18 protein-coding genes are annotated in these 21,349 nt (G+C 70.3%); 12 read left to right on the top strand and 6 right to left on the bottom strand.

Features of this window, described 5'->3' with window-relative positions:
• Positions 1 to 26 precede the first annotated feature (26 nt).
• Positions 27 to 440: a CBS domain-containing protein gene (locus E6U81_RS35940; protein ID WP_206310109.1), complete on the top strand. Its 414-nt coding sequence runs from the start codon at positions 27 to 29 to the stop codon at positions 438 to 440.
• Between the two features lie 288 nt (positions 441 to 728).
• On the opposite strand, the gene E6U81_RS35935 is transcribed toward E6U81_RS35940, so the two are convergent.
• The 4 genes from E6U81_RS35935 to E6U81_RS35920 form a co-directional block, all read right to left on the bottom strand.
• Positions 729 to 1,640 (bottom strand): Ku protein, encoded by a 912-nt coding sequence (locus E6U81_RS35935; protein ID WP_240804217.1) that lies wholly within the window; start codon positions 1,638 to 1,640, stop codon positions 729 to 731.
• 291 nt (positions 1,641 to 1,931) lie between these two features.
• Positions 1,932 to 2,300: a PRC-barrel domain-containing protein gene (locus E6U81_RS35930; RefSeq protein ID WP_136234204.1), complete on the bottom strand. Its 369-nt coding sequence runs from the start codon at positions 2,298 to 2,300 to the stop codon at positions 1,932 to 1,934.
• 933 nt (positions 2,301 to 3,233) lie between these two features.
• Entirely contained in the window at positions 3,234 to 3,545 is a 312-nt protein-coding gene (locus E6U81_RS40250; RefSeq protein ID WP_168714836.1) for a hypothetical protein, read from the bottom strand.
• A gap of 474 nt (positions 3,546 to 4,019) precedes the next feature.
• Positions 4,020 to 5,039 (bottom strand): ATP-dependent DNA ligase, encoded by a 1,020-nt coding sequence (locus E6U81_RS35920; RefSeq protein ID WP_240804216.1) that lies wholly within the window; start codon positions 5,037 to 5,039, stop codon positions 4,020 to 4,022.
• Positions 5,040 to 5,589: 550 nt separating this feature from the next.
• Between E6U81_RS35920 and E6U81_RS35915 the strand changes: the two genes are divergently transcribed.
• The 3 genes from E6U81_RS35915 to E6U81_RS35905 all read left to right on the top strand — a co-directional run bounded on the left by E6U81_RS35915 (position 5,590) and on the right by E6U81_RS35905 (position 8,132).
• Positions 5,590 to 6,063 (top strand): hypothetical protein, encoded by a 474-nt coding sequence (locus E6U81_RS35915; protein WP_136234203.1) that lies wholly within the window; start codon positions 5,590 to 5,592, stop codon positions 6,061 to 6,063.
• A 237-nt stretch (positions 6,064 to 6,300) separates the two neighbouring features.
• Entirely contained in the window at positions 6,301 to 6,744 is a 444-nt protein-coding gene (locus E6U81_RS35910; protein ID WP_136234202.1) for a hypothetical protein, read from the top strand.
• 173 nt (positions 6,745 to 6,917) lie between these two features.
• Positions 6,918 to 8,132, top strand: a complete 1,215-nt coding sequence (locus E6U81_RS35905) for a glycosyltransferase family 1 protein (protein WP_206310108.1) — start codon at positions 6,918 to 6,920, stop codon at positions 8,130 to 8,132.
• Between the two features lie 134 nt (positions 8,133 to 8,266).
• On the opposite strand, the gene E6U81_RS35900 is transcribed toward E6U81_RS35905, so the two are convergent.
• A complete protein-coding gene (locus tag E6U81_RS35900) occupies positions 8,267 to 9,811 on the bottom strand; it encodes an FAD-dependent oxidoreductase (protein ID WP_136234201.1) in 1,545 nt (514 codons plus the stop codon).
• Between the two features lie 172 nt (positions 9,812 to 9,983).
• Here E6U81_RS35900 and E6U81_RS35895 point away from each other — a divergent pair, with 172 nt between their 5' ends.
• Complete coding sequence (locus E6U81_RS35895; RefSeq protein WP_136234200.1) at positions 9,984 to 11,168, top strand: zinc-dependent alcohol dehydrogenase; 1,185 nt, start codon at positions 9,984 to 9,986, stop codon at positions 11,166 to 11,168.
• Between the two features lie 350 nt (positions 11,169 to 11,518).
• On the opposite strand, the gene E6U81_RS41445 is transcribed toward E6U81_RS35895, so the two are convergent.
• Positions 11,519 to 11,800: a DUF1360 domain-containing protein gene (locus E6U81_RS41445; protein ID WP_240804215.1), complete on the bottom strand. Its 282-nt coding sequence runs from the start codon at positions 11,798 to 11,800 to the stop codon at positions 11,519 to 11,521.
• A 424-nt stretch (positions 11,801 to 12,224) separates the two neighbouring features.
• Between E6U81_RS41445 and E6U81_RS35885 the strand changes: the two genes are divergently transcribed.
• From E6U81_RS35885 to E6U81_RS35855, 7 genes are all read left to right on the top strand, one after another.
• Positions 12,225 to 12,686, top strand: a complete 462-nt coding sequence (locus E6U81_RS35885) for an SRPBCC family protein (RefSeq protein WP_136234199.1) — start codon at positions 12,225 to 12,227, stop codon at positions 12,684 to 12,686.
• A 271-nt stretch (positions 12,687 to 12,957) separates the two neighbouring features.
• Positions 12,958 to 13,365 (top strand): hypothetical protein, encoded by a 408-nt coding sequence (locus E6U81_RS35880; protein WP_136234198.1) that lies wholly within the window; start codon positions 12,958 to 12,960, stop codon positions 13,363 to 13,365.
• A 1,810-nt stretch (positions 13,366 to 15,175) separates the two neighbouring features.
• A complete protein-coding gene (locus E6U81_RS35875) occupies positions 15,176 to 15,640 on the top strand; it encodes a M20 family dipeptidase (protein ID WP_136234197.1) in 465 nt (154 codons plus the stop codon).
• Positions 15,641 to 15,892: 252 nt separating this feature from the next.
• Complete coding sequence (locus tag E6U81_RS35870; RefSeq protein ID WP_136234196.1) at positions 15,893 to 17,674, top strand: N-acetylglutaminylglutamine amidotransferase; 1,782 nt, start codon at positions 15,893 to 15,895, stop codon at positions 17,672 to 17,674.
• 851 nt (positions 17,675 to 18,525) lie between these two features.
• Positions 18,526 to 18,903, top strand: coding sequence for an STAS domain-containing protein (locus E6U81_RS35865; RefSeq protein WP_136234195.1), 378 nt, complete (start codon positions 18,526 to 18,528; stop codon positions 18,901 to 18,903).
• A gap of 82 nt (positions 18,904 to 18,985) precedes the next feature.
• Positions 18,986 to 19,387 (top strand): ATP-binding protein, encoded by a 402-nt coding sequence (locus E6U81_RS35860; protein ID WP_136234194.1) that lies wholly within the window; start codon positions 18,986 to 18,988, stop codon positions 19,385 to 19,387.
• 625 nt (positions 19,388 to 20,012) lie between these two features.
• Positions 20,013 to 20,759 (top strand): class I SAM-dependent methyltransferase, encoded by a 747-nt coding sequence (locus E6U81_RS35855; protein ID WP_136234193.1) that lies wholly within the window; start codon positions 20,013 to 20,015, stop codon positions 20,757 to 20,759.
• The last annotated feature ends 590 nt before the right edge of the window (positions 20,760 to 21,349 follow it).

Genomic DNA, 21,349 nt, shown 5'->3' with positions numbered 1-21,349 from the left:
TTCCGCGAACGAGAGGGGTGGCTGTGATGACCACCGCACGCGACATCATGACTCCGGAACCCGAATGCATCGACGCCGAGTCCACCGTCATGGAAGCGGCGCAGAAGCTGGCACGCCTCGACGTCGGAGCGCTGCCGATCTGCGGAACCGACCACAAGCTGAAGGGCATGCTCACCGACCGGGACATCGTCACCAAGGTCTTGGCGGCGGGGAAGGACCCCGCCGCCTGCAAGGCGGGCGAACTCGCCCAGGGTGAGGCCGTCACGATCGGCGCCGACGACGACGCCTCCGAGATCCTCCGCACCATGACCGAGCACCACGTGCGCCGGCTGCCCGTGATCGACGGCCATGACCTCGTCGGTATCGTCGCCCAGGCCGACGTCGCCCGAGCCCTCCCCGACCCCCAGGTCGGCGACCTCCTCGAGGCCATCTCCAGCTGACCGTCACGATCGGGGCCATTGGCCGCCTCGTCGTAGAGCGGGCAGCGGAAGGAGCGGCCGGGGTCCCCAAGAGCCGTAGAAGATGCCCTGACGGCAGCCGGTGACAGCGTCAGTGAGGGCGCGTCTGAGGGACGGGCGCGGGGCGCGGCGCGACACCGGTGCACTGGTCACCACTCGGGCTTGAGCGATGAGTCTTGTCCGGCCGGCTGAACGCTGGGCACCCGGGTTGTCGGCCGCGCGGCGTTCGGTGTGCGACAGGTTGCGGCGCCCAGCCCCAGGGCGCCTGCGTCATGCGCTTCGGGGCTTCCTCTTCGAGACGGTCTTCTTCGACGCCGCAGTCTTCCTCGCGGCCGCCGTGCTGCTGGTCTTCTTGGCCGCAGTCTTCTTTTTGGCGGGCATGGGGTGCACGGTGGCAGCGTCGCCGCGGGTGGTCTTCGCGTCCTGGACGGACTTCTCGAGCATGGCCATGAGGTCGACGACCTCTGCCGAGGCCGGCGGCGTGTTTTCGCTCGGGGCCGGCATGGTGCCGGTGCCGGTCTTTGCGGCGATGACCTCCTCCAGTGCGTCGCGGTACTCGTCGCGCAGTTCCCCGACGTCGGTGCCGGTGAGGATGTCGGCGAGGCGGACGGCGGCGTCGATCTCGTCGTCGGTGACGGCCGCGTCGGGGACGGGGACCTCAGCGGTGGAGCGGATCTCGTCGGGCCACCGCAGCGCATGGAGCACGATCACGTTGTCCTTGACGCGCAGGAGGCCGAGCCGCTCGCGGTCGCGCATCGCGAACTTGGCCACCGCGACCTTGCTGCTGCGTTCCAGAGCCTGCCGTAGGAGCTCGTACGGTTTCGCGGCGACCGTATCGGTCGCGGCGAGGTAGTAGGAGGCGCCGATCCGGATGGGGTCGATGCTGGCGGCCGGCACGAAGGTGACGATCTCGATCGCCTTCGCGGTGGGCATCGGGAGGTTGTCGAGGTCCTCGTCGGTGACGGGGATGAGGGTGCCCGTGGCGGTCTCGTAGCCGCGGACGATCTCGTCCTGATGCAGCTGCTGCCCGTCGAGCTCGCACACCTTGCGGTAGCGGATCCGTCCACCGTCGGCGGTGTGGATCTGGCGCAGGCTGATGTTGTGCGACTCGGTGGCCGGGACCACCTTGATGGGGATGGTGACCAGGCCGAAGGAGATCGCTCCGGACCAGATGGGGCGCACTCGTACCTCCACGCCGTGGGTCTCTTCTCCAGCGTCGCACCGCCTCGCTGGTGGTGCGTACGGTGCGCGGCCATCAGAGGCCGGCTCCCTCTCCGGGTCCGACGGCTGGTCGAGCGGGTGGGCCAGCTGAAGTTCGTTCGTACTGCCCGCCGACGCGCCGACGTCGTTGGGACGCGAGAAGCCGATGCCGGTGCCGCCGGGGGCGCTCGGGGCTGCGGTCCGGGCCATGTGTAGGCATAGGTCGGCCCCGGCACCTTCGAAGGGGTGCCGGGGCGCGATCTTGGGAGCGTATTAGGCGGGCCGGCCGCCGAAGGGGGCGCCAGGGCCGTAGTAGGTGCCCAGTTCTTCCCGGTAGCCGGCATCACCGAGGTGCTTGTCCCGGTGGAACTCGGGCGCATCCTTGATCTGGTCCTTCGTGCGGTCGACGTAGACCTTCTCCTCCGCCACGTCGATCCTGACCACCGTGCTCGCCGGCAGCAGGACTTCCTTGCCGAAGATCCAGACGCCGGTGTCGACGACCAGGTAGGCGTCCCCGGCCTCGTCGGAGTGCTTGTCGACCTTGCCGATCGTGCCGTCGGTCGCCTCGACCTTGTAGCCGGTGAGGTCGGTGCTGGTCAGACGGCCGGCGGTCGGCTGGTAGCTCCACACGTTCTCGGTCATGGGATACGTCTCCTCAAGGGGATGTCGAGGGCGAGGGCGAAAGGCCGATCACGGTCCGGCCCTCACGTCCTGCAGCGGTCTGTCCGCCCTTGCCCCTGTGGGACTGGTTCATTCACCGGCTCTGCAGTTGCTGAGTGGGGCCGCTGCGCAGTGGCGGCCGTCCGGCCGGCTGCCGCGCAAGTGCTCCGGTGGTGCAGGGTGATGACCATCCTGGCAGTGGCATCCGGCGTGACACCGCCCGCGCGCGTGGCGTTGTCGAGGATGCGGTGGGCATTGACCGCCGTGCAGGGAACGAGAGCCATCAGGATTCCGACCGCGTGACCGATGCGTTCACCGAGCGCCGCGCGATGTGGTGTGTCGTCCATCGGCGTGCTCCCTCGCTGGCTTCCTGCAGGCAGCAGGTCCCCCTGTCTACAGCTGCCCCGGCTCGTGATCCGCCGCATCTGCACGCCACGCCGAAGTGCTGGGTGGCCCGCTGTTGACCGGGCGTCAAGGGGACGCTGCTTCGGATTCGGCCGGATGCCGGGCGTACAGCGCACGTCGCGCCGAACGAGGCTGTGCCCGACGGCCCTCCCCGAGGACAAAGATGACCCTGCGTTCGGCCGCTAAGCCTTCTGCTTTCGAGGAGGGGGTAGGCGCGGGGCAGGCCGCTGCCTGACTCCGGGTTCCCCTGGAGCCGCGGTAAGCCGGGGAGGCGGGGCCGGGTCCTCACGAGGAGCCGCGCCGCTGATGGACCGGCTCGCGGTGGGCGTCTGTCCAGCAGTACCCGGGGCAAACCCTCCCTGTTGGGGGCGGCCGGTTGCTCCTGACGAGGTTGCACGCCGCAGCCGGCCCCGGTCACCCGTACGGCTCGATTGCGCCTGCCAGGCGGCAGTGCCGCAGGCGAAAATCAACAGGGACACGTTGATCCGGGAGGTCGCAATGGCAGCAGACTCACACCCCGCCAGGCACGTCCCTGCCAGGATCATGGCGGAGGGGGGCTGTACATGGCTTGTGTTCACCGGCAGCCTCGCCGCTGGTGACGCCCTCGAGCTGGAACGGCAGCTCGGCGACCACCGCCTGGCCCAGGCCCACGCTTGGCTGTGGGACATGACCGGACTCATTGATCTTGATCTGATCTGCGCACATGCACTGCTCCGCGCCATCCGGCGCGCAGCGCCCGGCCCCGTGCGCATCCGAGGCGCCCGGCGAACCGTAGTACGAACCCTGCGGCGCGCCGGTATGGGCGCAGCCGACGCCATCCACGATGATCGACCTCTTCGAACTGTTGATCAGTGAGACAGCCGGAAACCCCCTCGACGGCCGGGCCCACCAGCCCTCGCTCGGGAAGACGCTGCAAGGGAGAGCGCTGCTGTATGCAGGGCCGAAGTGATCCTCTTCGAGGTCCGTGCGTCATCGGTGGCGAGCGGGCGCGTCAGAGGCCACCGGCCATGGCAGGCGACGGGGGCCGTTGTCATGAGGAATTGCGGCCGGGACGTCGGCCGGGGAGGAACTCCCGGATCTTTGATGTGGCTCGGTGCTCCCTCCCATGCCCTCGCCGTTGCCCTGTCGCGCGCTCGGGCACCCGTCCAGGTCGTATGGCGCCGGTCGATCGCGTGCGCGCAGTCGGAGCACAGCCATCGGTGACCAACATTCATGCGGGTGGATGGGGACCGGTCGCCCCGCGGGCGGTCGGGTCATCGCCCTGCGACGTCTCCTTTCCGAGGTTCTCGGGCCCGCTCAGCTGTCGGTCGGGGCTGCGGCGAAGAGCGGCACTTCCCCGGCGGTGACGTCCAGGCGCAGCCGCTTGAAGCGGACGGGGTGGCGGTGGAGGCCGCCGTGGTCGACGGCGGTGTCGGCACTGATCTCGGCGACGAGTTCGGGGTGGACGAGGGTGATGTTGAGGGGGGCGCGGCTGCCCCAGGCGGAGGCGAACCGCATGCCGGTCCAGGGATGGTCGGGTGCTGCTTCGGTGAGGTTGCCGCCGACGAGGCGGGCGGCTTCGGCGCGCAGGGGGCCGGTGCGGCCGATGGGGCGGAGGTGGCCGTGCGGGTCGCGGCGGCCGAGGAGGAGCAGCTGGGGGCGCAGGGTGGTCCCGGTGATCGCGCCGATGATCGCTTCGGTAGTGTCCCGGCGGCGGAGTTTGTACCAGCCTCTGTGTCCGGGATGGTAGGGCTGGTCGAGGGCTTTGACCACGATGCCTTCGACGCCGGAGACCTCGGTCCACTGCTCCAGCCAGTGCTCGGCCCTGAGCAGGTCGGTGGTCATGGGGCACAGCGTCCACGGGGCGGCCAGGTGGTGGTCGGCGAAGAGGGCTTCGAGCCGCAGGCGGCGCTGGCGGTAGGGGTGGTGCAGGAGCTCGACGCCATCCTGCTGAAGGATGTCGAAGGCGACGAAGAGGGCGGGCAGGGTCTGGGCGAGACCGCGCCGCGCGGTGCGGCCGCGGGCGGCGGTGCGTCGTTGGAGCCCTTCGAAGGAGAGTCGGCGCGCCTTGGCGTCCCAGACGACGAGTTCTCCGTCGAGGACCAGGGCGTGCGGAAGCTGTCCGGCGGCGGCGACGAGGTCGGGGAACCGGTCCTGGATCTCCACCCCCCGGCGGGTTTGGATCAGAAGTTCGCCGGCGGCGGTGGAGGGGGTGAACAGCAGGGCGCGGTAGCCGTCGAACTTCTGTTCGAAGGCCAGCTCGCCGAACATCCCGGGGCCGGGAACCGACTCCACGGCCCGCGCGAGCATCGGCTCGACCGGCGGCTGCAACGTCACCCGAAGACCTCCTCTCCCTCACGTCCGGCTGCAGGACAGGGCCTTCACGAGGCCGACCACGCCGGTCGGCTCGGCCGCCGGTTCGGCGAACGCGGCAGTCTCCGGCGCATGGGAGGGATCGGCCGGGCGATCTCATCCACCCTTCCGGCTCGACGAGGACGTAGGTGTCGCCGGTGGCCGCGTACGGCTCACCGGCGGGCTGACCAGCCCGAATGACGGGTTCCCGGCCCCTATGGGACGAGTCACGTTGGCCCGCCTCCTCCAGTCGACCACCTGCCTTCCAGCTGACTGCTTCTACCCTCCGCTTGAACGCGTAGTCGGTCCGCCCGCCCGGCTCTGCGGTGTTCCACCCGTGGGCTGGGTATCGGCCGGTGAGAGCCGTTCGAAAGCCCGTCCGCGTCGCCGCAGGCGGGCGGCGAACGGGCGACCCTACGTGGGCGCGGGTGACGGTGATCCCCGGCATGTAACGGCGCGTCGGGGGCAGGCGCTGCAGAAGAGACCCGGGCACCCAACTGTCGGACGGCCGCCGGGGCTGAAAGTGGTGGTAGGAATGAATAGGCCACTGGTTGTCCTTCCCGGGCACGTCGTACAGCCCGAGAAACTGATGGACATCGCCTTCGACGTCGGCCGGGAGTACCCCCGCTGGCGGGTACTCCTGACCGAGTCTCACGACGAGAGCATCTGGATCCAGCTGGCCCGTGCCGGAGACTTCGGCGTGTGGGCCCTCAGCTGGAACAACATGCCCGCCGGTACTGGATACCTCGACCACGAAGGGGTGCGCGGGGCCGTATTCGTAGCTCGGGGAGCTCTTACGCACGAACGGGCCCCCCTCGGTTGTGCCCCCCACCCCGAAGAGGTGGGCGCGGGCAAGGGATTCTGCTTCGACCAAACCTTTTTCCACCGGATGCACGCGGTGCGTGAGGCGGGTCCCACGGTCACGGTGCACGTTTTTGCGTCGGCGGACCTGGACGACTCCCAACGCGCCGCACACGGCAGTCCCTCTCTGGGGCTGGGCCTTCCGTAGGTCCTGCGGCGATCGGAACCGGGCCGACTGTGCGCTCCCCGGCAAAGCCGTTCACGCTGTCGCTCCGGTCCGCCATGGCCCCGCGCCCGCACGGAGCCCGGTCGGCGCATCGTTTCGTTGGCGACGCCCGCCGCGAGAGGCGGAATGCTGCGGGCGCGACCACGGCCGCGCATAGCGGCCGCCTCCGCGCGGCTTGTCGCCAGAGGAAACCTGGACGCCGGACCGATCATGAAGCACATGGCCACCACGGTGCTGAGAGACGGGGCCGCTGTCGAGAAATACCTCGTCGGCAACACCGTCGTCCTGCTGCTCGTCGGCTACGGCCAGGACCGAACGACGGATGCGGTTATGTCGGCGTTGTGCGCGCTGGTGCCCCGAGGCGAAGTCGCCCGAACCGAGCCTTACGGAGGCGCAGCCGACGATCAGGCACGCCTTGCGCAGCACGGACATCGAAGCCCACGGGGCGCGATGGGCGAGGACCCACTTCGAAGAGCGGTTCCTCACCCGACTGGCGGGCAGCTGACGAACTGGGCGCTCTTCCGCAACGCCCTGCTGGGCGGGTCCGCGAACGTGCCGCGATGTCTGAGCACCCGGGTGCGTACCCGACCTACCCCCGAGAGGCTGAAAACGGCCGCTGAAGCCTGCCGTGGTTCTCGCTCCTCAATGAAGGAACACCTGTGACCCAAGAACAACCGCAGAGCCCAGCCGGCCGTGAGATCCGGATTGCCTCCGTACCCGCCGGACAAGTGTATGTCCGGCACTGCTCACCACCCGAGCCGGACGGCGTACGCCGACTGCGGGACCCGCGGCCCCTCGGGGCGCCCAGCACGTCACAGCGCTGGTGGCCGCCGGTCATGCTAGACCCCGATTGGGTAAGGTCCCGCTTCGAGGACTTCGACGTCTTTCACCTTGACTTCGGCTTCGACGCCCAGAGCCCGACCCAGCTCACCGCGCTGGTGGACGCCCTGCGCCAGCATGGCAAACCCTCGTCTACACGGTCCACGACCTCCGCAACCCCCAACCGGCCCAACCCCACCAGCCACGACGCCGCCCTCGAGGTGATCATTCCAGCAGCCGACCGCCTGGTCACCCTGACCCCCGGCGCAGCTGAGAGCATCCGCAGCCGATGGAATCGGACGGCGACCGTGCTGCCCCACCCGCACGTGGTCGACCTGCCGGGCCTCGCCCGCCCAAGGCCCTACCGCAACCGGTTCCGAGTCGGCGTGCACGCCAAGAGCCTGCGTCCCAACATGGCCGTCCTCCCCGTCGTCCAGGTCCTCGCGCACGCCGTCGCCGAGCTCCCGGACGCCGAACTCCACGTCAACATCCATCGGGAGGTGGCGGATCCCGCCTCGCGCGCCTACGCCCCGCAACTGCTCAACGCGCTGGAAGAACTCGCACGCCTGGACCGCCTCATCCTCACCATCCACGCCTACTTCGGCGACGGGCAGCTCTTCGACTACCTCACTTCCTTGGATCTGTCCGTGCTGCCCTACCATTTCGGCACCCACCCCGGTTGGCTCGAGGCGTGCCACGACCTCGGTACGGCCGTCGCCGCCCCGGACTGCGGTTTCTACGCACAACAGCGCCCCTGCCTGACCTACGGGCACACGCAAAGCGGCGGCCTGGACGCGGAGTCGCTGCGTGAGGCGGTACGTACGGCATACATGGAATACCGGCGAGCACACCTCTCGCGCAACGTCGACCGCCTGGCGGACAGGATCACCCCGAGCTGGATGGCCGGGCGCCGGAATGCTCGCCGCAGCCCTCCTGCGGACCACCGAGGTCGAGGAGCAGGCCGGCCGACAACTGCGCGAACACTCGGACGAGCTGCTGGAACCGGTCAAGCAGACCGCCCTCCAGGCCGCCCAGGAAGTCCGGGACGAGCTGAAGGAGCCGGTCGGGGAGCCGTGGAATCCGTCAAGGACACGGCGCAGGAGGCAGTGGCCACGACGACCGAGCATGCGCAGAGCGCCGACCGGGAGACCGCCGACGTGCTGCGCGAGGTCGGACGGGAGGCCGCGGCCGAGATACGCACGGACCCCGACCCCCGGCGTACTCCGGGTTAGAGGGAGGGCAGACTGCACAGGCCCCGGCCTCGGAGCAACGCAGGCCGGGCCCGCAGCCGTGTCCGCGCGCGTTCGCCGCGCGGCGAACGCGCGCGGTGGGGAGGCGGTACGGGCAACGCGGTCGGGTGGCCCGGTCAGAGTTCCGTCGGGTCCCGGCGCTCCAGCGGGCTCAGAGCCGGTCCTTGGAGGACCTCGCCGTCGATGCCGAAGCGGGAACCGTGACAGGGGCATTCCCAGGTCCGTTCGGCGTTGTTGTACGCGACCACGCACCCCAGATGGGTGCAGACGGCGGACACGGCGTGCAGTTCGCCGCTGTCGTCGCGGTGGACGGCGCAGGGCTTGCCGCCGGCGCGGACCACCGTGCCCTCACCCCGCCGCAGGTCCTCGGCCGGGCCGTTGGTCCCGTCGCCGAGCGTGTCCAGGCGGTCCTTGACGAAGTGCTTCCCGACATCCCACTGGGCCTTCAGGTACCTCGGCGCCGATCGCACGGGCGAAGCGACGCGGCCGGGGTCGTAGAGCCCGCCCCAGGGGTCCTCGCCGCCGCGGACGAGGGAGGCGATGATTGTGCCGGCCAGCACTCCGCCCGTCATGCCCCACCCGGCGAAGCCGGTGGCCACGTAGACGTTCTCGCCCTTCGTCGGGAGGCGGCCGACCAGGGGCAGCGTGTCCGTCGAGCTGTTGTCCTGTGCGGCCCAGCGGTGGGCGGGCGAGAACCCGGGGAAGTGCTGCTCGGCCCAGGCCTGGAGGCGGGCGTACCCGGCCTCGGTGTCCTCCCCCGTGCCCGGGGTGAACGCTTCCCCGGTGACGATGAGAAGTCGGCCGCCGTGCGCCAGGGGCGACGTGCGGACGGACCGCTTGCCGTTCTCCTCCGAGATGTACATGCCTTCGGGGTCCTGTCCGGGGGGCACCGCCCCGGCGATTACCAGGTCACGGTGCTGCGTGAGCCTGGTGGAGAGCACGGCGTCGTCGAACACGGGATGGTGGGTGGCGACGACCACGTGCCTCGCGGTCACGGTGGCGCCGGAATCGGTGGTGAGCCGACAGGGATCGCCGTCGTCGAGTCGTGTGACGCGGGTGCCTCCGTAGAGCCGGCCGCCGAGCGCGACGATGTCCTCCAGGAGCCCCGTCAGGTATTTGAGGGGGTGGAACTGGGCCTGGTTCTCGACCCTGACGGCGCCGGCCACCGGGAAGGGCAGCCCGGTCGCGGTGACGAATGACGCGCTCAGGCCGGCCGCCCGCGCCGCGTCGGCCTCCGCGCGCAGGGCGTCGACGCCCTCGGCCTCCTCGCAGTAGGTGAAGGCCGGGCTCCTCTCCAGCTCGCAGTCGATGCCCAGTTCTGCGGACACCTCGATGACGTGCTGCAGAGCCGCACTCTGCGACGCGGCGTACTGGCGCGCCGCTTCGTTCCCGTGCTTGCTCCGCAGCGTGTCGTACACAGCGGTGTGCAGGGCGGTGAGCTTCCCGGTCGTATGACCTGTGACTCCGCCCGCCGGCCCGGCCGCTTCCAGCACGACGACTGCCAGCCCCGCGCGGGTGAGTTCCCACGCGGCGCTGAGGCCGACGATGCCGCTTCCGATGACCGCCACGTCCGCTTCGGCCGCCCCTGACAGCGGGGCGAAGGACGGCATGGTCGCCGTTTGCATCCAGTAGGACTCTCCGGTGTCCGCACGTCGGTTCATATCCGGCGGCTGCCCAGTAAACCCACCCTGATGCACCCCCTCGTCCGACCGCGTGCCCGGCCGGTCAGAGACGGCGGGGGTGGCAATAGCAGACATTTCGATTCGGCCGCCGGGCCGGGGGCACGCGCATGAGGCGACGTATCGAGACCGGCTTATTCTGCGAGGAGGCGTCATGAAGGCACTCACATGGCACGGCAAGCGCGACATACGTTTCGAGACGGTCCCCGATCCTTCCCTCCGTGACCGCGACGACGTGATCGTGAAGGTCACGACGACCGGCCTGTGCGGTTCGGACCTGCACCTGTACGAGGTTCTTGGGGCGTTCCTCGACCCCGGTGACATCCTGGGCCACGAGCCCATGGGCATCGTCGAGGAAGTGGGGCCGGAGGTCGTCTCGCTGAAGCCGGGCGACCGGGTGGTGATCCCCTTCAACGTCTCGTGCGGGTCCTGCTTCATGTGCGACCAGGGGCTCCACTCCCAGTGCGAGACGACGCAGGTACGCGAGCACGGCAAGGGAGCTTCCCTCTTCGGCTATACGAAGCTCTACGGGCAGGTGCCGGGCGGCCAGGCGGAGTACCTGCGGGTCCCCTTCGGCAACCGCCTCCCCATCCGGGTGCCCGACGGGCCGTCCGACGAGCGCTTCCTCTACCTCTCCGACGTGCTGCCCACCGCCTGGCAGGCAGTGGACTACGCGTCCATTCCGCCGGGCGGCAGCGTGGCGGTGCTGGGGCTGGGGCCCATCGGCGACATGAGCTGCCGCATAGCCGCCCACCGCGGCGCCGGCACCGTCATCGGTGTCGACCTCGTTCCGGAACGGCTGGAGCGGGCCCGGCAGCGCGGTTTCCACGCCCTGGACCTGCGCGAATGCGGAGACGGCCTGAGCGACGCCGTACGGGAACTCACCGGGGGGAGGGGTCCGGACGCCGTCGTCGACGCAGTGGGAATGGAGGCCCACGGCAGTCGTGTCGCAGCTGCCGCGCAGGAGATGACCACGTTCCTGCCGGACGCCATGGCGCGGGCCGTGATGAAGCGCGCGGGCGTCGACCGGCTGTCCGCGCTGTACACCGCCATCGACCTGGCCCGCCGCGGTGGGACCGTGTCGCTGTCCGGCGTCTACGGAGGCGCGGCCGATCCGATGCCCCTGCTGACCATGTTCGACAAGCAGCTGACCCTGCGGATGGGCCAGGCCAACGTCTGGCGCTGGGTCGAGGACATCCTGCCCGTGCTGACCGACGGGGATCCCCTCGGGGTCGAGGACTTCGCCACGCACCGCTTGCCGCTCGAAGAGGGACCCGGCGCGTACAAGATGTTCCAGGAGAAGAAGGACGGCGCGGTCAAGGTCCTCTTCACTCCCTGATGGGAGCGTCGGCGCGGAGCGGGGGCGGTTGCGGCGGCGCAGGCAAGGCGGGAACGCCCGGCAGAGGGCGTACCCGAGCGAGGCGGGGAGTCGAGCAGGAGCGCCGAGGCAGGGCCGGTGAAACCGGTGCAGCACCAGCTGCAGTCGTCAGCAGCAGGGTCAGGGGGCTGCGGCGGGACGGGACGGCCGGGGCGGACTTCAGTCGCAGCCCGGTGACCTGCGGTGGAGGACCACCGGCCCGTCAGCGCCGCCCTCGTGCCGGCTCCGCACGGCACAGGCGGTAGAGGAGGCGGTCGACGACCCGAGGGCTCGCTTCCTGACACCTTGGCTCCCGGGGGTGAGCCTATTCGTCACCCGCCGTGTGCCCTGGGCCCCGGGGGCCCGGCCCATGGCCGGCGCGCTCGGACAGCGTGGAGTACCCCGTACTGCAGCGCGTCCGACACGGTCAGGGCGGTCAGCGCCCCGGTCACCGTGCGCGTGGCCTCGGGCCGGACGGCCCGGGCCCCGGTGAGGGTGGTCACGAGCCACACGCTCAGACAGAAGGGGCAGCTGATCAGCTCGCCCGCGGTCTTGCGACCGGGCTCCTCGCGTGGGGACTCGTTGAGTTCCGCCGGAGCGCCGGGGCAGTCCACATGTGTGAAGGGGCAGGCAGCGGGCGGGTCACGGTCGCCTTGCCGATCAGCCGACTGAGGCGGAACGCGGCCGTACCTGTGAGCAGCAGGCCCCACGGCGTGGGCGGGGACGGCAGGGGCGGGCCGATCCGGCGCCGCAACGCGGCCCAACCGGTCGTGTAGGCGGCGAAGCCGGCCATGGCGGCCAGGCAGCCGCAGTGGGGCGCAAACCCTTGAGTGACGGCATCCTGGCCTCGTTCCACCCTCTGGGCATTCGGCGCTTCCCCTGCTCGTCGGGCAGCACGTCGCTTGGTCAGTGCGCTTACCCGGCTCCCGGCCGGAAACACGCCCCGGCCGAGGCGGGTGTGTAGAGGTGCACCGGTCGGGCAGACGCCGGTCACCACGTGGCAGTTCGACCCCGCAGGACCCGCCGTTCCGGGAGGGAATGACGGCCGTTCGACCCCGACTGATCCACGCCGCGCCCGACGAAGTGTGGGTTGTGCTCGTCAACTCCTCGCGCTACGCGGACTGGGTCGTCGGCACCACTGAGTCCCGCCCCGCCGGCGGTCCGTGGCCCGAGGTGGGATCCGCCCTTGAGTACACCGTCCGGCTCGGGCCGTGGTCGGCCTCGGGCGCCACCGTCGTACGGCGGGTGAAAGCCCCGGACGAGCTGGAGCTGGAAGTGCACAGCGGCCCCCTCGGAATGGCCCGCGTCGCGATCGAGATCCGCTCCTGGGGCGAGGAGTCGCTCGTCATCGTCGACGAGCACCCGTTGCGGGCTCTCGGCGGCGCGCTGCACAACGCCGCGCTCGACGCGCTCCCGCAGGTCCGATACCGGGAGATGCTCAGGACGCTGGCGAACGTCGTGGAAGAGTCCGCCGGATCAGGCACCCACGTGAAAACGTGAGGCGGGCCGCGGTCGCGCCGCCGGCTCGAGTCGTGCCGCCTCCCGCCGCGGCCCCGGATCGGGGAGTCCCCGACCGGCTCCGATCGGCACGGAGAAGGCCTCAGCCGTCCGTCTCCTGGTCCTTCTCGGTGACGCCGCGGATCGCGTCGCGGATCCGGCCCCCTGGACCCGCCCATTGAGCGGCCATGGGGCGGGGTGGCACGGGTAGGAGCACGTTGGCGGCCGGGACCAGGTTGACCGCGAGGGACGACGACGAGAGCGAGGGAAGCGTATGCCGTGGGCGTTCAAAACCATCGGCTTCCGCGGGACAGCGGCGGGTGATCTCCCGCTTCTGGTGTTCGCGGGTGACTCCAGCGACGACCAGGCGGTACGCGAGCGGCTCGTGAGGACGGGGCTTTGTCCCCTCCCCGCCGATTTCGAAGACCTGCTGCGGCCGGTGACCGGGTGGACGGCGGTTCTGGAGGACGGCATCGTCACCGTTGCCCACGCCGGCGCAGATTTCTACCGGCCCCCTCCCGGCCTCGTACCCGAGGCGTGGACGCGTATGGTCGTCGCCACCGGCCGCGTCGTACTCGTCTGGCTTCCCGGAGCGGAGCCGCCTGACGGCGAGCAGGTTCTCACCATGTTGCGCCAAGGGGCAGGCCTGTGGGGAACCGCCGCCCTGGACGGGGCGACGTAGCGCCTGGCGCTGCGCGGGCCGCCCATCGGCGTCACTCGACGTCGAGCATGTCCCGGTGATCACACTGGCTCAGCGAGCGGCGTCGCGATGTCGTCGACCAGGACAAGGTCGTACTCCCCGAGGGTCCCTGCGTGGCAAGGACCCGGAGCAGCCGTAGTAGGAGGGGTCCGCGACGTGTGACGACCGAACGAAACGGCGACCGGGCTCGCCCGGATCGAGGGGTACTTGATGAGCAGGCAGCGCTGAGAGAGGCCAAAGAGAAGCGTTTGCCCACACGCTCACCTGACTCGGCGTCGGCGAACAGGAGGAGATCAGCCGCCGGTTCGGACCTTCGCAAGGCGATGCTGGCACCGATCGTGGCGCGGGCCGAGGAACTCAGAGCGGAGGACGAGCACCGTTATGTTGAACTGCGTTGACGGGCCATTGGCCTGGCTTTGGCCGCCTGCGCGCTCTGCAACGTCGCCCTGCTGCTCCTGTTCCGTCTCTGACCGTTCGCCGACCGGGGCGAGCGTTGCCACGTTGTCGTTGGCCGCCGATGTTGCGCTTGTCGTCGCGGGTGGCCAGTCCTCGCCGCTGCTTGAAGCTGATCACCACTCGCCGGTGTTCCGCTGCTTGTAGGCCTCGCGGTCGAAACGGTGAGCGATCCGGTCGTCCGGCTGCTCGGGCGAAGCGGGGCGTCGCCCGCCTGGTCCGGAAGAGACGGCCTCGCCTCAGGCGCCGGGTTCGCCCTCGATCTGGTCCTGTGTGATGACCTGGAGTTCGTTGGTGCGCACGTTGCGAATCCGGTAGACCTCGTGCGGGCCGGGATCGCGTACTTCCTCGATCTGCCCCCGGTGCAGGTCCTCTCGCCGTCGCGGTAAGTGACCGGTCGTTCTCGGCGGGAACCATGATTTCCTCCTCGGAGCGGGGTCCGCCGGTCCTCGCCCCCGACCGTGTGCCCTTCGAAGCTGGTCAGCCCCGCCGAAAGCGGGGCTGCGACATCCGTCTGCCCGGTGCGGGACCTGCCACACCTCCCGGGAACCACCAGGTGCGCTGACCGGTTCGCGAGCCACCCCGGCGCGTGGGCCTCGGCTGCGCATGAACCGCCCACGTACGGGCAGGTGCCTTGGACACGCCCAACGCGCGGAATCAAGAACCGGCACCGAGCGGCCGATGAACCCCAAGAGGTGGAACATGACCTCGAAGCGAGCGGGCGCAGGCCCCGCGGACACCTCTGCCGGCGGCCAGGACCCAGCGATTGCGTGGACTGACTTCCAGAGGGTCATGAACCAGATGTTCGACCTCCTGGAAGGCACCCACCAGGTCGACGGAGCCCCGGCGCCTGCAAGGGCACCCGGCCGCCGCGGCACGAGCGGCGGCAAGCGGTGAACACACGGCCGCGGCGCCGATGAGGACCAGGAACACCGGGCCCACCGCCGACGCCGCGTACGGTCAGACGCCGCGCCGGGAAGCGCTGGCAGACCTGGCGGAGTGGGTCGGCATCGCGTCCGTGTCCTCAGACCCGGACCGAGCGGACGACGTACGCAGGTGGTTCGGGGATCCGTCACGGCGACCCTCACCGTCCGGGGGGCTCGGCGCGACGTCCACAGCGGGGCCGTGTCGGGCGCCGACTCCAACGCGGCCCTCGAGCTGTGCAGGGTGCTGCACTTGCTGACCGACGAGTCAGGGCGGGTCACCCTGCCCTGGTTCTACGACGCCGTGGCCGAATCGCCCCGGCGCTGCGCGCGTCACTGGACACGCTGCCCTTCGACCTGACGACGTGGCAGGCCGACACCGGTACGTTTACCGCCGACGGCGAAATGGGTCCTCGGTGCCCGAACGCCTGTGGGCCCGCCCCTCCGTCGAGGTGAGCCGGCTCACGGCGGGCCGTACGGACGCTCCCGCGCTCGGGTTCATCCCGGCGAAGGCGTGTGCCGACTTGCTGTTCATTCTCGTGCCCGACCAGCGGGCCGACCGGGTCGCCGATCAGCTCCGCGCCTGGGTGAAGGGACAACGCCAACCCGGTTACATCTACCACCTGGACGTCTCCTCGACCATCTCGGACCCCTACCGGGCGCCCCCGGACCATCCCGCCCTCGCCGCCCTGCACCGGGCGGTCGGTCACGCGTACGGGGCTCCGGCCCGGCCCATCGGCAATGGCGGGGCCACCCCGACCGCGCAGCTCGCCCGAGCCTGCGACGCCCCCGTGCTCTTCTTCGGCACGGGCCTGCCGGGGACCGGTGCGCCGACGAGCGCGTCGAGCTCCGCGCCCTCGGCCTGGGAACCCGTGCCCTGACCCGGTTCCTCGGGGAACTGGACCCCCGCGCCGGCCGGGCACGGCGCCGGCGCCCGCACCACGATTGAGCAGACGCCCGCTTGAAAGGCCCAGGTGCGGGCAGGTGCCGGACATGTCGATCGCCCGTTCGGATCGGTTCGCACGTGCCGGCCGACCGGCACAGGAGTGCAGAAGCATGTATGCGACCTCGTTCTCCGAGCACAGTGAAGGCCCGCGGGCGTCCCGGGGCGCCGAGGCGCGGGGAGGTGCCTCGTGTGCGGTCTGAGCGGAGAGGTGCGGTTCGACGGTAGGCGCCCCGACCTGGCCGCCGTTGAACGCATGACCGATACGATGGAGCCGCGGGGCCCCGACGGCAGAGGGGTCTGGTCCCAGGCGGCGATCGCTCTGGGTCACCGGAGATTGCAGATCATTGACCTGTCGGAGCGTGGCGCTCAGCCCATGGTCGACGCCCAGCTGGGTCTCACGGTCGTCTTCAACGGCTGCATCTATAACCACCGCGAAATGCGCGCCCGCCTCGAAAGCCTCGGGTACCGCTTCTTCTCGGACTCCGACACCGAGGTCGTCGTCAAGGCGTACGCCGAATGGGGCATGGAGTGCGTCGAGTTCCTCGTCGGCATGTTCGCCTTCGCCGTCGCCGAGCACCGCACGGGCCGCGTCGTCCTGGGCCGTGACCGGCTGGGCATCAAGCCCCTCTACGTCACCGAGGACGGCAGTCGCCTCCGATTCGCCTCCTCCCTGCCGGCCCTCCTGGCGGGCGGCGGAGTGGACACCTCCATCGACCCGGTGGCCCTCCACCAGTACCTGAGCTGGCACGGCACGGTCGCCGCGCCCCGCACGGTACTGGCGGGCGTGCGAAAGGTCCCGCCGGCCACCGTCCGAGTCGTCGACCCCGACGGCACCAGCCACGACCACTGCTACTGGCAGCCCTCGTACACCAGGGGATCCGAGCTCGGGGACGACCCGGTTCTCTGGCGAGAGGCCGTGCACAAGGCGCTGCGCACGGCAGTACGGAGGCGTATGGTCGCCGATGTTCCCGTGGGGGTGCTCCTGTCCGGCGGGCTGGACTCCAGCCTCCTGGTGGCCATGCTTGCCGAGGAGGGCCACGACGGTGTCCCGACCTTCGCGGTGGGCTTCGAGGAGGAGAACGGCGAGGACGGCGACGAGTTCCTGTACTCCGACCTCGTCGCCCGCCGCTTCTCGACCGACCACCACCAGTTCCTGATCCCCTCCGACCGGCTGCCCACAGCCCTGGAGGCCGCCATCGGCGCCATGAGCGAGCCCATGGTCAGTCACGACGCCGTGGCGTTCCACATGCTCTCCGAACAGGTCTCGAAAGAGGTCAAGGTCGTTCTGTGCGGCCAGGGCGCCGACGAGGTCTTCGCCGGCTACCACTGGTACCCGCAGATCGCCTCCGCCACCAGGGCAGGAGCGGACGACGCCTACACCCGCGCGTACTTCGACCGCACCCACGCCGACCTCACCGCCATGCTCCACCCGGATCTCGCCCTCGGCCACGACGCTTCCACGGACTTCGTCCGCAGCCACATGGCCGCCCCCGGAGCCGAGACCGCCCTCGACGCCGCCCTGCGCATGGATGTCCACGCGCTCATGGCCGACGACCCGGTCAAACGCGTTGACAACATGACGATGGCGTGGGGACTGGAGGCCAGGGTGCCGTTCCTGGACCACGACCTTGTGGAACTGGCAGCGGCCTGCCCGCCGGGGCTGAAGCTTGCGGAGGGCGGCAAGGGCGTACTCAAGGACGTCGGACGCACGGTGCTGCCCCCTCAGGTCGTCGACCGCCGCAAGGGCTACTTTCCCGTCCCTGCGGTACGCCACATGGCCCGGCCCGTGCTGGCGCGGGTACGGGACGCCCTCACGGCTCCCGAAGCGCGCCGGCGCGGGATCTTCGACGAACATGTCATCGACGAGCTGCTCGCAGCGCCCAACCGCCACCGCGCCAGGCGCGGGGCCAACACCCTGTGGCAGGTGGCGACGCTGGAGATGTGGCTCCAGGCACACACCATCCGGTGAAGTGACAGGACCGCGTGGGGGAACCGCATCCCAGTGCCGGCGCGTACCGGTGCGGCTGCTCGACCATCTCAGCGCCGACCCGCCCACCCTGCTCACCGTCCACGGATGCCGGCACCCATCCGAGACCCACCGGTGGCGCCCCCGCCGCCGGGTGGCAATCAGCTCCAGGCGAGCAGGACTTCGGCGATGCCGCCGCCTGGCGTCTGCCCGATCGGCCGGGCCCACCGGCCCGGGCAGGGGCCGGTTCAGTCGAAGCGTTTGCAGGCCGAAGCCGGGTAGACGCCCCTTCGATGGTGATCCTGCCGATCATGCGACCCGGCCGCAGGCCGGCAGCGGCTTGGGTGGGTGCCACGAGGAACTGCCATGGGACATACTCCGTGCTCTGCACTCCCGAAGCGGACACGGGCACCCGTGCGCAACGGCGGGCTTCGCCGGGTACGGCTGCTGCCTGTACGGTGCTGCGGCGGCGGCCCGGGCGACCCCGCCCTGCCTTGCCGGCCCCTGGGAACCGTTCACGCAGGTGAACGAAGTCGGCGCGGCGGCAGAACTGAACACCACGAGGGACTCGGCCGCAAAACGGCCAACGGGCTGATCAGCTGCCCGCTCCGCCACAGCGTTTGGGCCGTGATCCACTCGGACGGCCCCGCAGTCCGGGCACTCAGCTCCCGCGAAACGAGGCGATCACTGTGCCCTCGGCGTGCAGGAGCCCCGTCGCCACGGGGACGTGCCCGCGGGCGGGGAAGTCCCGTCCCGCAGCCGGGGGCGTACGGGGGAGACACCCTCGGCGCGGAGCGCGCAGGACCGGAACCCCGTCGCTGTGGCGGGTGCCGCAGGCAGGGCGAGGGGCGGCCATGATCAGCACCCCAGCCGATCTCCCGATGTCCGCTCCGGAACTGAAGACCGATACCGTGCGCGTCGGCGACGCCGTCGTGTGCGTCCTGTCCGGTGATCTGCACATCGGCACCCAGGCCATCGGCGATCAGGCCCTGAGCGAGGCACTGAGGTACGGTCCGGCGCTGCTCGCGGTCGACCTGGACGCGGTGGAGCTGTTCACCGCCGAGGGCCTCAACCTCCTGTTGGCCCTGCAGGAGACCACGCGCGCCCGCGGTGTCCCGCTTGTCCTGATCTCTCCAAGCGCCGCTGTCCGCCGCGTCCTCGATATCAGCGCCGCGACACAGACGTTCACCATTCACTCCACGATCGCGGACGCCACCGCCGGATACAGATGATTCCGGCCAGCTGCTGCCGGAGTACGCGGGCGGAGAGCGGGCAGGCGCCGAGCAGCATACGACTTCACCCGTCGGGACCGACATGGCCCTACCGCTCCACGCAGCTCACCACCGCGAACTCGCTCTCGACGAGACCGCGGATCTGGAGGCGTGCAGTAGGGGCATCGCCTGGGTCCGCCAGGCACTCAGCGACTGGAATCTCCTGGACCGCGGCCAGGACGCCGTCCTCGTCGCCGCCGAACTGCTCTCCAACGCCGCCAAACATGCCGGCGGCATCCGGTCCCTGACTCTGACCCACTACGAAGGCCTGCTGCAGATCACCGTCACCGACCCCAGCGCCGAGCCCCCGCAGCTACGCAGGCACCGGCCCGACTCCATCGGGAGCCACGGGATCTTTCTCGTCGACCGCCTCGCCCAGCACTGGGGGACCCGCCCCAACGGCCCCGGCAAGACCGTCTGGGCCACACTTCCCCTCCCACCCTGAGCCCCGTGGCGCGTCCGCTGCCCCCGACGCGGTCGGTCCGCCAGTCGGCGGAAGTGACGTGTTCCTGACGCAGGCACCATGCCCGTCCCGCGACGGGGACCGGCCCGGCGGCCCGGTGACCAAGGCCGCGGCGGTCCGTGCTTCTCGCGGTGCGTGGTTGCCCCGCAGACCCGTATGCCTTACCCGGTTCAAGCTGAAGCGGGCTGCGTGCCCCACGGACGCCGCCGGCTGCCCGGAGGATAGCGCCCCGTAGGCCCCTTCTCAGTCCTCCAGCCCCGGTGCTAGAGGGCACACAGGGCGCCTACCTGCCGCCTACGCGGTGCGGAATCACCCGCGCGCAGGCCCGCCGGGCCGGCCGCCACCTGCTCTCCGAGACGGACATGGGAACGAGGGCGCCGACGTCCTGACGGTCGTCACCCAAACTCGTCGCGAACGTCTCCGGCACGAGGTCGGTCGCGCGCAGCGAAATCGGTGGACACACCGCCCCGGCTGGCTTAGGTTTGCCGATCCAAGATCGACACGTTGAGCGGGGTGTATTTGATGACGGTTACAGCAGGGGTGGCCGACTGCGGACGGCTGCCCTCCGGGAACGCCAGGACCTCATCGAATCTAAGGAATCCCTTCTGTGGATCTTCCACGCATTTTCACCATTCGCGAAAGCAGCCACCGCATCCACAACCCGTTCACCGCTGACAAGCTCGCCGCGCTGGGTCAGGCTCTCCATTTGGAAGCCGGCACGCGGGCGCTCGACCTCGCCAGCGGAACGGGCGAAATGCTGTGCACCTGGGCACGTGACCACCGCATCACAGGGACAGGGGTGGACATCAGCACGGTGTTCACCGAGAAGGCCCGGGGGCGCGCCGTCGAACTCGGAGTCGCCGACCAGGTCGACTTCGTCCACGGCAATGCCTCCGGCTACGTGGCGGACGAGCCGGTCGATCTCGCTGCGTGCATCGGCGCCACCTGGATCGGCGACGGCGTGGCCGGCACTGTCGAGCTGCTGAGCCGCAGCCTTCGCCCGGGCGGTCTCATGCTGATCGGCGAGCCGTACTGGCGTCAGGCACCACCGAACCAGGACGTCGTCGAAGGCTGCCATGCCGGCAGCGTGTCCGACTTCCGGATGCTGTCGGAGCTGATCGGACACTTCGGCGATCTCGGGTACGACGTCGTGGAGATGGTGCTGGCCGACCAGGACAGCTGGGACCGGTACCAGGCGGCGCAGTGGCTCAACCTTCGCCTCTGGCTCGACCGGAACCCCGATGACGAGTTGGTCGCCGAGGTGCGGACCGAGCTCGCCACCGGCCCCGGCCGCTACGTGGAGTACACCCGCGAGTACCTGGGCTGGGGCGTCTTCGCGCTGATGGGCCGCTGACACTGCGGGCAGTGCTGGTCCGGGCAGCATGCTGCCCGGACCAGCACGTTTGTGGAAGTACCGCATCTCGCTTACTCGTCGGGCTCGCCGACGCCCGGCCCCCCGATCGTGCTGCGCGATGGGCCCGCCCGCGCAGACCCGCCGCGGTCGGGGACGCAGACCGCGACCGGGCCGTTATGGAATCCGCTGCGGGCGAGCCCTCCTACGCCGTGCGGCCGCGGGGGTGAGGGCGGCGCGGTCGGCGACGGCCGCTGACCGGCCTCCGACTGACCGGTCGAGCCCGCCCGCGGTGGAAACAAGATCCATCGCACATCGGAGGTCGCCGAGGGGCCGCCAGGTCGGCCTCCGGGGGCCCCTTCCCGTCGCGGGGTTATAGACGCAGCTCGCCGAGATCATGGCCGTGTACGGCGCGCGCCCGGTTTGAGGCGGTCGGTTGAGGCGGGGGTGCAGCCCGCCCCAGGGTCCTAGGGTCTGTCGTCAAAGTGATCTTGCGTTGTGGATCATGGTCGGGTGATACGTCGCCATGAACTGTCGGACGCTGAGTGGGAACTCGTGCAGCCGTTGCTGCCTCGGCCCGTGCTGGGGCGGCC

This window comes from Streptomyces sp. A0592, assembly GCF_004795115.1.
GTDB lineage: Bacteria > Actinomycetota > Actinomycetes > Streptomycetales > Streptomycetaceae > Streptomyces > Streptomyces erythrochromogenes.
This window is presented reverse-complemented; position numbering and strand designations above follow the sequence as displayed.